Source organism: Streptomyces sp. IMTB 2501 (genome assembly GCF_001953885.1).
Lineage (GTDB): Bacteria > Actinomycetota > Actinomycetes > Streptomycetales > Streptomycetaceae > Streptomyces.
This window is the reverse complement of sequence record NZ_MQUS01000035.1, coordinates 59,358-73,759: the sequence shown is the minus strand read 5'-3', so window position 1 is coordinate 73,759 and position 14,402 is coordinate 59,358. Positions and strand designations below refer to the sequence as shown.

Annotated in this window: 8 protein-coding genes; 6 read left to right on the top strand and 2 right to left on the bottom strand. The window is 72.0% G+C overall.

The genetic code is table 11. The features are described from left to right. Positions 1–132: 132 nt before the first annotated feature. Both AV521_RS39185 and AV521_RS39180 read right to left on the bottom strand, forming a co-directional pair. Positions 133–1,275 carry an acyl-CoA dehydrogenase family protein gene (locus AV521_RS39185; RefSeq protein ID WP_076095772.1) on the bottom strand — a complete coding sequence of 381 codons (1,143 nt, stop codon included), beginning with the start codon at positions 1,273–1,275 and terminating at the stop codon, positions 133–135. 27 nt (positions 1,276–1,302) lie between these two features. Further along, the gene (locus tag AV521_RS39180) at positions 1,303–2,934 is read right to left on the bottom strand and encodes an aldehyde dehydrogenase (RefSeq protein ID WP_076095770.1); all 1,632 of its coding nucleotides are present in this window, start codon (positions 2,932–2,934) and stop codon (positions 1,303–1,305) included. Between the two features lie 165 nt (positions 2,935–3,099). On the opposite strand from AV521_RS39180, the gene AV521_RS39175 reads away from it, so the two are divergent. From AV521_RS39175 to AV521_RS39150, 6 genes are all read left to right on the top strand, one after another. After that, positions 3,100–3,399, top strand: coding sequence for an acyl carrier protein (locus tag AV521_RS39175; RefSeq protein ID WP_076095768.1), 300 nt, complete (start codon positions 3,100–3,102; stop codon positions 3,397–3,399). A gap of 11 nt (positions 3,400–3,410) precedes the next feature. Continuing rightward, complete coding sequence (locus AV521_RS39170; protein ID WP_076095766.1) at positions 3,411–9,080, top strand: type I polyketide synthase; 5,670 nt, start codon at positions 3,411–3,413, stop codon at positions 9,078–9,080. A 125-nt stretch (positions 9,081–9,205) separates the two neighbouring features. Continuing rightward, on the top strand, positions 9,206–10,807 hold the full coding sequence (locus AV521_RS39165; RefSeq protein ID WP_076095764.1) for a long-chain-fatty-acid--CoA ligase: 1,602 nt from the start codon (positions 9,206–9,208) through the stop codon (positions 10,805–10,807). A gap of 38 nt (positions 10,808–10,845) precedes the next feature. Next, positions 10,846–11,844, top strand: a complete 999-nt coding sequence (locus AV521_RS39160; protein WP_076095761.1) for an LLM class flavin-dependent oxidoreductase — start codon at positions 10,846–10,848, stop codon at positions 11,842–11,844. Between the two features lie 29 nt (positions 11,845–11,873). Next, on the top strand, positions 11,874–12,641 hold the full coding sequence (locus AV521_RS39155) for a thioesterase II family protein (RefSeq protein ID WP_076095813.1): 768 nt from the start codon (positions 11,874–11,876) through the stop codon (positions 12,639–12,641). Between the two features lie 148 nt (positions 12,642–12,789). Then, positions 12,790–14,259 (top strand): MFS transporter, encoded by a 1,470-nt coding sequence (locus AV521_RS39150; RefSeq protein ID WP_076095760.1) that lies wholly within the window; start codon positions 12,790–12,792, stop codon positions 14,257–14,259. Positions 14,260–14,402: the final 143 nt, after the last annotated feature.

The window sequence follows — 14,402 nt, the reverse complement described above, 5'->3', positions numbered from 1 at the left end:
ACTCCAAAGGAAGGGGGGTGGGGAAGCGCACCCCAAAGGGGCGCGGGGCCCTGTCGACATGCGGCTCCGCCGCGTGGGCGCGACCAGCCACAAACGGCCCGCAGTCGCCCACTCGGCCAAACCGACCGAGCTCTACGCCAGAACCAGCGGCCCCCCGCCGAAATACGCGAGAAGCGCCTCGGCAGCACCGATGCGGGACGGCGGATGGAAAGCCAGCGCACGCGTAGCGGCAGCGACCTGCGCACTCGCCGGATCGCTGATGAACTCCAGCCCGCCGAGCAGCTCCAGCGCCCGCCCCACGATGTCCGGCAGCGCGTTCTGCACGGCGTACCGGGCGACCAGCACCCGCGCCACCGACTCCTCGTCGCCGGGCTCAGGGCCGGTACCGGTGGCCACACCCTCCAGCAGGGCGAGGGCGGCCTCCATGTCGACGGCGAGCGCGGCCCGTTCCCATGCGCCGCCCCGCTTGCGCTCCAGCACCTGTTCCACCAGCGCGGCGGCACCGCCCGCGTACCCGGCGGAGATCAGCATCTCGAACCAGACGAACCCGGCCGACTGCAGATCGTCCAGGCGGGTCGGGTCGTCGGCGCCGGCCCGTACGACCATCTCGGCCGGCACGAACACGTCCTCCAGGCGCACCTCGTCGCTCTCCGCGCCGGCCAGCAGGCCGTTGCCCCAGAAGGCGTGCACCGTGAGGCCGGGCGCGTCGGCCGGGACCAGCGCGAGCGCCAGCTCCGGTTCGCCGCCGTCCTCGCCATGGATCGCGATCGACGCGGTCAGCAGGCTCATCGAACGGCACAGGCTGCACGGCTTCTTCGCCCCGGACAGCAGGAACCCGCCCTCCACCGGACGCGCGGTCACGGCCGGCTTGAGGATGTTCTGCGCGGTACGGCCCTCGGCCCAGCCGGAGGCCATCACCTGCTGCTCGGGCACGATCCGGTGCAGCAGCTCGGTCTGCGCGGCGGTGAGCCGGCCCGCCTTGACGGCCAGCGAGTACAGCATGGCCGCGGTGAAGTGGTGCATGGACACCGCCGCGACCAGCGACGGCGACAGCGCGCCGAGCGCCAGCTGGACGCGCAGCGCCTCCAGCGGGGCGGCGCCGTGGCCGCCGTAGGTCTCGGGGATGAGCAGGCCGACCCCGCCGTGGATGCGGAACAGGTCGATCACCGGGCTGCCGGGCCGCTCCCGCTCGGCGTACGGAATCTGCTCCAGCTCCTTGAGCAGTCCGGGGTGGAACCGCTCGCAGACGGTCCGGGCGGCATCGAGGGAACGCACGGGAAACCTCCGCAGGTCGGGGTGTGGTCAGGCGCCGAAGACCGCGTCGTACGGGCTGACGTCGCGGGCGATGCTGACTCCCTGGACGTGGGAGGTCTTGAGCATCGGGTAGTTGGCCTCGCCGAACGCGCCGCCGGTGCGGCCGGTGCCGCCATGGCTCGGCAGATAGGGCAGGAAGCCGATGTGGGAGTCGTTGACCTTCAGCAGACCGCCGTTGACCGTGCGCCGTACGAAGGTCTCGACGACGTGGTCCGAGCGGGACCACAGGGAGTTGCGCAGCCCGTAGTCGTTGCTGTTGACGAACTGCAGGAACGCCTCAAGGAGCGCGTCGTCGTTGTCGCGTTCGGCGACCACGATCGGGATCAGCGGGAAGAACGTCTCCTCGCGGACCACGTCGTACGTCCGCGCCCGGTCCAGGCCGTCCACCCGCAAAACCGTCGGCTGCAGGAACACACCGGTCTCGGAGACCGTGCCGTCGACCTCGGTGCGGTGGCCGCCGGTCACCAGTTCGGCGCCGTTGTCCAGGGCCTGCCGCAGCAGCCGGAAGAACCGCTCGCTGCGCCGCACCGGCGACAGCAGTACGTCCTCCTCCTCGGGCAGGCCCGGACGGATGCCCTTGACCAGCTCCCGCACCTCGGTGATCAGAGCCTCGGCGACATCGGGGTGGACCAGGACGTAGTTGGGCACCATGCAGATCTGCCCGGAGCCGTAGAACGCCTCCGTGATGGCCTCGGCCGCCCACCGCACGTCGGCGTCCTTCCACACCACGATGCCGTCGTTGCCGGCGAGTTCGAGGATCGGCTTCTTGCCGTGCGCCACACAGGCCTGCTCGAAACGCAGGCCCTCCTGGCTGCCGCCGATGTAGAAGATGTCGTCGATCAGCGGGTCGGCGATCCAGCGGTCCATGGTCTGCTTCGGGTTGGAGCACACCGCGTTGAGCACCCCGGGCGGCGCGTCCATCTCCTCCAGCAGCGGCGCGACGACGTCCCGCAGCAGCCACATCGTGGACAGCGCGATGCTGCGCGGCGCCCGCACCACGACCGCGTTGCCGGCCATCAGGGCCAGCACGCACAGCGCGGCGCTCGGCAGCGGGGCGTTCTGCGGAGGGTTGAAGGCGACCACACCGTCCGGCTGCCGGTGCAGGATCAGCTTGCGGCCGTTGTACTCCTTCTCCACCCGCATCTGCTTCGTGTACCAGCGCAGGGAGCCGGGGGCGTAGATCTGCAGCAGGCAGCTCAGCTCCCAGCGGGCGAGCTTCACGGGGTGGGACTCGGCGACCAGCATGCGCAGGAACTCGTCCTGGTGCCGGAGCAGTTCCTCGCGGAACCGGGTGCCCAGACGCATCCGCCGCTCCAGCGGTACGGCCGCCCAGTCGGGCGCGGCCGCGGCGGCGGCCTGGGTGGCCAGGTCGATGGCGGAGTCGTCCGCGATCGCGCAGCGCCCGACTACATAAGGGTGCCTCGCGGCCTCGGACTCCGGGTCCTGTTCGAGGGAGCGCTTCAGGCTCACGCTGGTGAACACGTCTTCCAGCAGCGAGCGTCCGCTGACGGTGTAGACCCAGCCGTCGCCGGCGATGTCCTTGCCCGCGATATAGAGGTCGTAGCTCTTCAATCCGGAAGGTGCCTCAGCACTCTCCTCCTGCGCGGCTTCGCGAAGCATCTTCAGCCTTTCGGATATGGCGTGTGGATTTCTTGAAGCAAGCCCGAGCCTGGCAGCGGAATCTGACCCGGCGCTGACACCGGACTGATCCAGCCAAAAGGCCGGCCGATCGGGCGGCCCCGGTCTGTCAGTGGGGCGTCAGCCTGCGCTGCTTGCATGAGGCGCATGCCACCTGTCGACAGCACGAGCCGGCGCCTGCGCGAGCTGCCGCGCAGCGAACTCGCCGAAGAAATCGAGGGAATCGTCCTCGGGAAATTCCGGGCCGTTCTGCTCATGGCCGATTCCGAGGATCTTCCGCTCGACATCAGCTATTTCGATCTCGGCCTCACCTCGCTGCGGCTGACCGAGATACGGCAGAGCCTGGAACAGCTCCTGGATCTGTCGATCAACGTCAGCGTGCTCTTCAACGAGCCGACGATCGCCCATCTCGTGGACCACCTGACCCAGGCCATCCAGGAAGCTTGAGGAGTTGCTCCATGCCGCGTACGGAATCAGCGCAGGCGCCCGAGCCGGTCGCGATCGTCGGAATCGGTCTGCGGTTCCCCGGCGGCAGCGGCTCGCCCGACGAGTTCGACGCCTTCCTGAAGGAGGGCGCAAGCGGGATCGGCCCGATTCCGCGGGACCGCTGGGACGTCGAGGCGTTCACCCCCGAGGGCCCCGACGACAAGGGCAAGATCATCGCCTCGGCCGGCGGGTTCCTCGACCGCATCGACCTGTTCGACGCGGGCTTCTTCAACATCTCCCCGAAGGAAGCCCGCTACATGGACCCCCAGCAGCGCTTGCTGCTGGAGACCGCCTGGCAGGCTCTGGAGCACGCCGGCATCGACCCGGCGCCGCTGCGCCGCGGCAACGGCGGGGTCTACATCGGCGCCAGCTCCATCGACTACGCCCTGGAGCTGGACTCGCTGCCGTACGAGGAACTTGACGGCCATCTGGCCTCCGGCATCACCATGTTCCCGCTCTCCGGGCGGCTGTCGTACTTCCTCGGCTGGCGCGGCCCGAGCATGAGCGTCGACACCGCCTGCTCCTCCTCGCTGGTGGCCCTGCACCTCGCCGTGCAGGCCCTGCGCGCGGGCGAGACCGACATCGCGCTGTGCGGCGGCGTGAACGCCCTGCACCACCCGCGTATCCCCGTGATGTTCTCCAACGCCCAGATGCTCGCCCCCGACGGCCGCTGCAAGACCTTCGACGAGTCCGCCGACGGCTACGCGCGCGCCGAGGGCTGCGGCATCGTCGTCCTCAAGCTGCTGTCCGACGCCGAACGCGACGGCGACCGTGTCCTGGCCCTGGTGCGCGGTACGGCCGTCGGCCAGGACGGCGACAGCGCGGGCCTGACCGTGCCCAACGGACCGGCGCAGGAGAAGGTCATCCGCAGCGCACTGGCCGCCGCCCACCTGGCTCCCGAGGACATCCAGTACGTCGAGGCGCACGGCACCGGCACCCCGCTCGGCGACCCCATAGAGTTCGGCGCCATCGGCGATGTGTTCGTGGACTCGCACTCCAAGGACCGCCCGGTGCTGGTCGGTTCCGTGAAGACCAACCTCGGCCACATGGAGCCCGCCTCCGGCATCGTCGGCGTCATCAAGACCGTGCTCCAGCTGCGGGCCGGCACGATCTATCCGCACATCAACCTCTCGACGCCTTCCGGACGCATCCCCTGGGACCTGTATCCACTGCGCGTGCCCACCGCCTGCGAGCCATGGGACGCCGGGGTCCGGCGGGCGGTCGTCAACAGCTTCGGGTTCGCCGGGACCATCGGCGCGGTGGTGCTGGAGCAGGCGCCCGAGCCCGTGGAGCGTGAAACGGGCGCGGGGGCGGCACCGCTGTTCACCCTCTCCGCCAAGAACGCCCCGGCTCTGCGTGAACTGGCCGCCGCGTACCGCAAACTGGTCGACGAGCGGCCCCTGGCGGCGCTCTGCCACAGTGCCAACACGACCCGCGCCCACCACCCCTACCGCATCGCCGCACCGGTCGCCGACCGGGCCGCGCTGGCGGCACTCCTCGACCGGGCCGCCGAGCGGGAGCACGAAGGACCTTCGGGCATCCGCAAGACGGCGTTCCTGTTCACCGGCCAGGGCTCCCAGTACGCCGGCATGGGCGCCGCCCTCTACGCGGCCTTCCCGGTGTTCCGTGAGCAGGTGGACGCCTGCGACGAGCTGTTCGCCGCCCACCTCGGCCGTTCCGTACGCGAGTTGCTGCTCGGCACCGCCACCGACCCCGAGGCGATCGACCGCACCGAATACACCCAGCCCGCCCTGTTCACCCTGGAGTACGCCCTCGCCCAGCAGTGGATGGCCTGGGGCGCCCGTCCCAGCGTGCTCATCGGGCACAGTATCGGCGAGGTCGTCGCGGCCGCCGCGGCCGGGCTCTTCGACCTGCCCGACGCCGTGAGGCTGGTCGCCGCCCGCGCCCGGCTGATGCAGGCCGTGCGCACCGACGGCGGGATGGCCGCCGTCACCGCGCCCGTCGAGGACATCGAACCCCTGCTCCAGGGCCACCCCGACCTGGCACTGGCCGGCGTCAACGCCCCCGACCAAACCGTGATTTCGGGCGCCACCGCCGCCCTGGACGAGGTCGTCGGCCTTCTGGAGGGCAGGGGCGTCCGCGTGGACCGGCTCAAGGTCTCGCACGCCTTCCACTCCCCGCTGATGGCCGAGGTCTACGACGACTTCCGCGCCGCCCTCGACGGCATCACCTTCCACGAGCCGCGGATCAGCCTGATCTCCAACGTCACCGGACGCCTCGCCCGCCTCCGCGAGATCGGCAACCCCGACTACTGGGTACGGCACATCGGTGAACCCGTCCGCTTCCTCGACGGCATCCGGGCCGTCGCCAAACGTGGCCGGCACGCCATGGTCGAGATCGGCCCGCAGGCCGGGCTCACCGCGCTCGCCCGGCGCGGGGTCACCGTCGAGGACCACCTGTGGCTGGCCAGCCTGCGCCGCCGGGACACCACGACCGCGACCACCCTGACCGCGCTCGCCGACTACTACACCGCGGGCCTCACCGTCTCCTGGACCGGCTACCACACCGGACACCCCGTGCCCGCCCGCGTGGACCTGCCGACGTACGCCTTCCAGCGCAAGCGCTACTGGCTGCCCTCCGTCACCCCGCGCCGCTCCGCCGGAAACGGCACCGCACGCCATCCGCTGCTCGGCATCGAGGAGCGGTTCGCCAGCGGGGTACGGGAGTTCACCGCCGAGTTCACGGCCGAGGAACTCGGCGCGCTCGCCGACCTCGCCGACGGCGGCCGTACCGTCCTGCCCGCCGGTGCCTATGTCGACCTGCTGCTCGCCGTGCAGGACGCGGTCCAGGGCCACGCCCGCTCCGCCGTCCGGGACCTGAAGCTGCTCGCGCCGCTGGAGCTGCCCGCCGAGACCGTGACCGCGCTGACCACCCGCTGGCGGCCCCGGCACGGCGGCGGCGCCGAGGTCGAGGTGTTCACGGTCGTCGGCGGCGAGGAGAACCTGCACGCCACCGCCGTCGTCGCCGCCGACCCCGAACCCCTGGTCCCGGTCTCGGAGCTGGCCGAGCTGGACGCCACGCTGGCCCCCGGCGGGCTGGAGATCGACGACGAGGACATCTACACCGACCTCGCCTCCGTCGGCCGCCCCCAGGGCCCCCGCATGCGGCTGCTGCTGCGTGCCACCCGGCACGGCGACGGACTGGTCACCGGTGAGCTGACCGGCCGCGACGCCACCGCCGTCGAGCACGTCCCGGCCGAGCTGCTGGAGGCCGCCGTGCAGGCGCTGGTCGTCCTCGACCCCGAGGGCCCGGTGTTCGTGCCGCGCGAGATCGCCGCCGTACGGCACTTCCGCAAGCCGCGCGGCGAGATGCTCCGCGTCCTCGCCCGGGTGCGCGGCGAGCAGGACCGGCGGCTGGCCGATGTGCTGCTGCTGGAGAACGGCGAGCCGGTCGCCGAGCTGCTCGGGGTGCGTATGGCCCGGCCCGAGGGCCGTGCCGGCCGCCGTCAGTTCCTGCACCGCCCCGACTGGGTGCGCCGCGCCCTGCCGGCCACGGGGCACGCCCCGGCCCGGCATGTGGTGCTGCTCGACCCGTCCGCCGCCCGGGCCGCCGAACTCGCCGCCGAACCCGGCCTGAAGGTCACCTGGCTGACCGATCCCACCGACCTCAAGGCCGCCCTGGAGGACCCCACCGTCACCGATGTGTGCAGGCTGTGGCGCCAGCGCCCCGAGCCGATGTCGGCCGAGCGGCTGCGCGCCGAGTGCGAGGACAACTACCGCGAACTCCTCACACTGACCGGCGCGTTGGAGGCAGCGGCCCGGCCGCCCCGGCTGTGGCTGGTCACCGAGGGCGCCCAGTGGCTGCCCGGAGACCCGGCCGGCGACGGCGGTCACCTCGGCGCCGCCACCCTGTGGGGCTTCGGCCGGGTGCTGCTCACCGAGTACCCGCAGTACCGCGCCACCCTGGTCGACCTCGCCCCCGGCAGCGGCCTCGCCCCGCTCGCCGCCGAGTGGCGGGCCGAGCCGCCCGGCGAGTACCAGGTCGCCCACCGCCCCGGCCGCCGCTACGTGCGCCGGCTCCTTGCCGGAGACACCACGCTCACCTGGAGCGGCGGGTTCGAACTGCGCGCCTCCGACTCCGGCGACCTCTCCGACCTGGCACTGGCCTCGGTCACGGAGCGGGCACCGGGCGCCGACGAGGTCCAGGTCCGGGTGACGTCCGTCGGCCTCACCGCCGAGGACGCCCGCACCGCGCTGGACACCGGCCGGGCGGAACGCGCGGCCGAAGGAGAGGAGGAACCCCCGCCGCTGCTCGGGCAGTTGGCGCGTGGCACTGTCCTTGCCGCAGCCGACGGCACCGGGTTCGCGCCGGGCGACGAGGTGCTCGTACGCCACGACGGCACCTTCCGCTCCACCCTCACCGTCTCCGCGCCGGCCGTCGTCCACGCCACCGGCTCCGACGACGCCGCTCCCCGTTTCCGGCTCGACGAGACCGGCGAGGCCCTGCGCACCGCCCTCTCCGACCCCGCCGGACGGGCCTGGGTCACCCTGCCCGAGGATCCCGCCGAGCAGCAGGCGGACGCGGTGGAGGAGGGCCCGGGCGGACTCCGCGCCGACCGCACCTACCTGGTCACCGGCGGGCTCGGCGGCCTCGGCCTGGTCACCGCCCGCAGGCTGGCCGCCCTCGGCGCCCGGCACCTGACCCTGGTCAGCCGGAGCGGCCGGGCCACCGAGGAGGCCTCCGCGCTGCTCGCCGACCTCGCGGCCGACGCCGAGATCGACGTCGTACGCGCCGACGTCTCCCGCCCGGACGACGTGCGGCGGCTGGTGAGGCACCTCGCGGCGGGTCCGTACCCGCTCGGCGGGATCGTGCACGCCGCCGGTTCCTACGACAAGAAACTGATCTCGGAGCTGACCTGGGAGTCCATCGACGCCCAGCTCGCCGCGAAGGCCTACGGAGGCTGGCTGCTGCACGAGGCCGCCGAGGAATCCTTCCCCGAGCTGGAGTTCTTCGTCACCTACTCCTCCATCGCCTCCGTACTCGGCGGTGCCACCCAGGGCCACTACGCCGCCGCCAGCGCCGCCCTCGACGCGCTCGCCGAGTGGCGTGGCCGGCGCGGGGTGCCGGGACTGTCGGTCAACTGGGGCGCCTGGGCCCGGGTCGGCATGTCCGCCCGGCTGGAGGAACACCTCAGCCAGGAGATCGAACGCAGCGGCGTCCGCTTCTTCTCGCCGACCCGCGCCCTGGACACCCTCGCCCGGCTCTGGGGGCGCCCGCGCACCCAGCGGATCGTCGGCGAGTTCGACTGGGACCGCTATGTCTGCGGCAGCGTCACCGGCGACCTGTTCTACGACCGGCTCGCCCGGCAGACCCCTGACGACACCGGCACCGGCATCGACCGCACGGCACTGGCCGCGCTGCCCGAGACCGAACGCCTGGCAGCAGTCACCTCCGTGGTCCGCGAGAAGGTCGCCGCCGTCCTGCACCTGGAGGAGGGCGACGAGCTGGACCCGAACGGCGAGTTCGTCTCGCTGGGCCTGGACTCCCTGATGGCCCAGCAGGTCAAGGCCGCACTGGAGCAGGCGTTCCGGCTGCCCCTGCCGGCCTCCCTCACCCACGACCACCCCACGGTCCGCGCGCTCGCCCGGTTCGTCGACGGGCAGCTCGCCCCGGCAGCGTGAACGGCAAGGCGGAGGAGGCGTCGACGCGGAGCGTCGGCGACCGACGACAACGCCGCAGATGTGCGTGCCAGACCCCGCGACGCCGACAGGATCCGGACGACACCCCCTTGGGACGGGACACCACCATGACCGACATACCGAGGCAGCGCTGGACGCTGCACCACTCCCTGCGGGCCCACGCCGGAAGCCGCCCGGACCACCCGGCGATCGTCTGCGAGGGCCGGGTCACCACCTACGGCAAGCTCCACCGGGACAGCAACCGCGCCGCCCACGCCCTGCACACCAGCGGCGTCCGGTGCGGCGACCGGGTCGCCTACCTGGGCCGGGAGTCCGCGACCTACTACCTCGTGATGATCGCCTGCGCCAAGGCGGGTGCCGTCCTGGTCCCGGTCAACTGGCGGCTCACCCCGCACGAGGTCGACCACATCCTGCGCGACTCCGGCGCCGCACTGATCTTCGTGGACGACGAGTTCTGGGACACCGTCGCCACGGTCCGACACCAACTGCGCGGACTGCGCCGGGTGATCCGGGTCGACGGCACCGACGCCGACGGCGAACCCGCGCGCGGCGCCGGGCTGCTCGCCTGGGCGGCCGACCAGCCCGAGACCGACCTCACGCCCGGCACCGGCCCGGACGACGCCGTCATCCAGATCTACACCAGCGGCACCACCGGTCTGCCCAAGGGCGCCGTCCTCGCCCACCGCAGCTTCTTCACCCTGCCGCACGCGAGCCGCACCGCGGGCGTCGACTGGATCGACTGGCTGCCCGAGGACGTGGCCCTGATCTCGCTGCCGGGCTTCGGCGTGGCCGGCATCGGCTGGTTCCTGCACACCTTCAACGCGGGCGGCACGAACGTGATCATGCCCCGGTTCGACCCGCAGGAAGCCGTACGGCTCATCCGCGCCCACCGCGTGACGACCACCTTCGCGGCCCCCGCGATGCTCCAGGCGATGGCCGCCGAACGCGAGGCGGGCCCCGAGGCGTTCACCTCCCTGCGCAAGATCGCGTACGGCGCCGCCCCCATGTCCGAGACGCTGCTCAAGCAGTGCCTGCAGACGTACGACTGCGAGTTCGCCCAGATCTACGCCAGCACCGAGACCGGCAGCGTGGCGGTGTGCCTCCCGCCCGCCGCCCACCACCCCGGCAGCACCAGGCTGACCTCGGTGGGCCGCCCCTGCCCCGGCACCGAGATCAAGGTGATCGCCCCCGACGGCGAACCACTCCCACCCGGCGCCATCGGCCAGATCTGCGTCCGCACGCCCTCCCGGATGCTCGGCTACTGGAACCTGCCCGAGGCCACCGCCCGCACCCTGGTGGGGGAGTGGCTGCACATGGGCGACGCCGGCTACCTCGACGAGGACGGCTACCTCCACCTCTGCGACCGCATCAACGACACGATCATCGTCGCCGGGCAGAACATCTACCCGGCGGAGGTCGAGAAGGCCCTCGCCGCACACCCGGCGGTGGCCGAGGCCGCGGTGGTCGGCCTGCCCGACGACCGCTGGGGCGAGAGCGTCCACGCGGTGGTGGTCCTCCGCCCCGGCACGACGGCCACCCCCCGGGAACTCCTGCTGTCCCTGCGCGGCCGCATCGCCGACTACAAGATCCCGGGCACATACCACTTCACGGGCTCCCTGCCACGCAACCCGTCCGGCAAGATCCTGCGCCGCGCGGTGCGGGAGGTACTGACAACACCCCCCAGGGACCCGCTGGGCCACGCACTATGACAGTGCCTCAAAATCACCCGGCGGAAAAGGACTTGAACATGCACGCGGACTCCCTGCGTATCGGAATCCAGCTGCCCACCCGTGAACAGGCGATCAAGGGCAGCTACGCGGCCGCACCCCTGCTCGACTTCGCCCGCCAGGCCGAAGCCCTCGGCTTCGACTCCGTGTGGGCCGGGGACTCACTGACGGCCCGCCCCCGCTTGGACCCCCTGGTAGTCCTGTCGGCCGCGGCGGCCGCCACCCGCCGCATCACCGTCGGCACGGCCGCCCTCACCCCCGCCCTGCGCCACCCCCTCATCGGCGCCAACATGATCGCGAGCCTCAGCCATGTCGCCGCCGACAGGCTGATCCTGGGCCTCGGTTCTGGCTTCCCCATGGCCGAGACCGAGGAGGAGTTCGCCTCGGTCGGTGCCTCCTTCCAGGGGCGCGTCGGCCGTCTGGACGAGATCACCGCGCTGTGGCGCACGGCCTGGCGGTCGGGCGAGGACGGCGAACCCGCCGAGTTCGAGGGGAGGTTCTGGCAGGCGGAACACCTGGACCGGCTCCCCGCACCGGCGGTACCGGGCGGCCCGCCCCTGTGGCTGGCCGGCAGCGACACCCCCAAGGTCCTCGCCCGTGCGGCAACCCGCTACGACGGCTGGCTCCCCTTCCTCCCGGACGTCGACGCCTACGCCCGCGCCCGTCGCCGTATCGGCGAACTCGCCGCGGAGGCGGGCCGCACGGTGACCCCCGCGCTGTACGCCACGGTCACAGTGAACAGCAGCGAACCGGCCGCCAAGGCCGAACTGGAGCACTACATCAGTCACTACTACGGCCGCTCCCTGGAGCAGATGAGCAGCATCCAGGCCTACGCCTGGGGCAGCGCCGAGAAGTGCGCCGAGTGGCTCGGCGGCTACGTCCGGGCCGGTGCCCGGCACCTGGTCGTACGGATCGGATCGCTCGAACCCGAGCCCCAGTTGAAGGAGATCGCCGAGGTGCTGCTGCCCGCGGTACGCGCCCTCGGCCCGTCCACCACCGTTGGGAGCAATCAACCGTGACCACCGCCATCGGCACCCTGGGCAGTCAGATGTCCAGCGAGGGGCACTGGTTCCACCCCGTGGAGCCCTCACCCGACGCCTCGATCCGGCTGTTCCTGCTGCCCCACGCCGGCAGCGGCGCCATCATCTACCGCGACTGGGAACGGCTGCTGCCGCCGGACATCGCACCGCAGGCCGTCACCCTGCCCGGCCGCCACAACCGCCGCGAGGAGCAGACGTACGAGAACTTCTGGCCGCTGCTCGACGCCCTGCACGAGGCCGTGCTGAACGACCTGGACGAGCGGCCGTTCGCCCTCTTCGGGCACTGCCTCGGCGCCCAGCTGGCGTTCCGGCTGGCGATCCGCATGGAGGAGGAGGGCGGCCCCGCACCGGTCATGGTCGGCATGTCGGGCTGGTCGCCGGTGGGCTTCTTCAAGCCGACCGAGGAGCAGAGCCGGATGCCGGAACCCGAACTCATCGAGTGGATCAAGAAGTTGGGGTCCTTCCCGGCTGAGATCTACGACAACCCCGAGATGCTCGCCCTGGTCGTGCCCGCACTCCGCGCCGACCTCAGGGTCTCTGGGGACTACGACGACGACGGCGCCGGCGTCACCTGCCCGCTCGCCTCCTACGGCGGCCGCAGCGACCCGCTCCAGGAGGCCCCGGACGCCATGACCCACTGGGCCGGCCGGAGCCCCGGCTACCTGGGCCACAGCGAGTACGAGGGCGGCCACTTCTACATCGACACCCACGCCGCGGCCGTCACCGCGCACTTCGCGCACCGGCTGCAGCGACTGGCAGCCGCCGAGGTGCGCTGACCGCGCAGGGCCGGTGTCAGCGCCGTGTCAGCGGGGCGCGGGACAGTGCCCGGAGGACTGTCGTACCGAGTGCCGTCCCGTGCCCTTCGCGCTTCCGCGACACCTTCGGCACTCCCCACCAGCACGAAACGACCTAGGAGGGTCGTCCATGACCACCGAAGCGGAACTGACCGGCAGCGCGGCCTCGGCCGCACCGCCCCCGGACATCGAGGAGGCCGAAGGCAAGCCCGCCTGGGGCGCGCTCTGGGTCGTGCTGGCCGGCCTGTTCATCACCAACGTCGACTTCTTCATCGTCAACGTGGCCATCCCCTCGCTCCAGCGGAACATGCACGCGACCAGCGCCGAGATCCAGCTGGTCGCCGCCACCTTCAACATCGGCCTGTCCGCCATGCTCATCACCGGCGGCCGGCTCGGTGACCTCTACGGCCGCCGGAAGGTCTTCTCCATCGGCCTGGGCCTGTTCACGCTCGCGTCGCTGGCCTGCGGCATCGCCCCGAACATGGCCGAGCTGATCGTGGCGCGCGCGGTGCAGGGCGCCGCGGCCGCCCTCGTCATCCCGCAGGTCCTCGGCATCCTGACCACGGCCTACGCGGGCAAGGCCCGGGTCGCCGCGTTCAACGCCTACGGCATCACGCTGGGCGCCTCGGCCGTCTTCGGCCAGCTGATCGGCGGCCTGCTGATCAAGGCCGACATCTTCGGCTGGGACTGGCGGACCATCTTCCTGATCAACGCCCCGATCGGCGCCGTGGTCCTGCTGCTCACGCCGAAGGTGGTGCCCGAGTCCCGGGCCGAGGGCCACACCGGCCTCGACTGGACCGGCGTGATCCTGGTGACCGCCGGCCTCACGGCCATCGTGCTGCCACTGGTCCAGGGCCGCGAGCAGGGCTGGCCGACCTGGACCTGGGAGTGCCTGGTGGCGGCGGTACCGCTGCTGGCCGCGTTCTGGTGGACCCAGCGCCGCAAGGCGGCCCGCGACAAGTCGCCGCTGGTCCACCCGAGCCTGTTCGAGGACCGCGCGTTCGGCGTGGGCGTCGTCTCGCTGCTGGTGTTCTTCGCCGCGATGGCCTCCTTCTTCCTGGTCCTCGCGCTGTATCTGCAAGAGGGCCGCGGCCTGTCCGCGCTCCAGTCGGGTCTGCTGTTCATCCCGCTCGGCCTCGGCTTCTTCATCGGCTCCGCACAGGCACCGAAGGCCGCGGCCAAGCTGGGCAAGCAGGTCCTCACCGTCGGCGCGCTGATCCAGGCGGCCGGCAACATCGCGCTCGCCGCCACCGCGTGGGAGCTGGGCGGCAGCGGCGCCGTCGCCTGGTGCATCCCGGCCATGGTCCTCGCCGGCTTCGGCATGGGCTTCGTGGTCGCCCCGCTCGCGTCGCTGGTCCTGGAGGGAGTCGCCCCGCACCACGCGGCCGCGGCCTCCGGTGTCTTCTCCACCGCCCAGGAGATGGGCAACGCCGTCGGCATCGCGGCCATCGGTGTCGTCTTCTTCGGCGTGGCCGGCCAGCACGTCACACCCCACTCCTACGCCCACGCCTTCGGCGCCGGCCTCCTGGTCCAGGCGGGCATCTGCGCGGTGGTGGCCTTGCTGGTGCAGCTGCTGCCGCGGAGGTCGGAGGTTTCCTGAGCTTTTGAGCATGGGGTGCGTTTCATAGGGGCGCGGGGCTGTGTCTGATCTGCGGCTACCGCCGCGTGGGCGCGATCAGCGACGACGCACCCGCAGCCGCCAACGACCCGTACGCCCAAGGCGCATAGGCAATCCACACCCGA

Excerpts from the sequence above, each read along its gene's own strand:
- AV521_RS39170 (WP_076095766.1), top strand. The coding sequence starts at position 3,411 with ATGCCGCGTACGGAATCAGCGCAGGCGCCCGAGCCGGTCGCGATCGTC.
- AV521_RS39160 (WP_076095761.1), top strand. The coding sequence starts at position 10,846 with ATGCACGCGGACTCCCTGCGTATCGGAATCCAGCTGCCCACCCGTGAA.
- AV521_RS39155 (WP_076095813.1), top strand. The coding sequence starts at position 11,874 with ATGTCCAGCGAGGGGCACTGGTTCCACCCCGTGGAGCCCTCACCCGAC.
- AV521_RS39175 (WP_076095768.1), top strand. The coding sequence starts at position 3,100 with ATGCCACCTGTCGACAGCACGAGCCGGCGCCTGCGCGAGCTGCCGCGC.
- AV521_RS39165 (WP_076095764.1), top strand. The coding sequence starts at position 9,206 with ATGACCGACATACCGAGGCAGCGCTGGACGCTGCACCACTCCCTGCGG.
- AV521_RS39180 (WP_076095770.1), bottom strand. The coding sequence starts at position 2,934 with ATGCTTCGCGAAGCCGCGCAGGAGGAGAGTGCTGAGGCACCTTCCGGA.
- AV521_RS39150 (WP_076095760.1), top strand. The coding sequence starts at position 12,790 with ATGACCACCGAAGCGGAACTGACCGGCAGCGCGGCCTCGGCCGCACCG.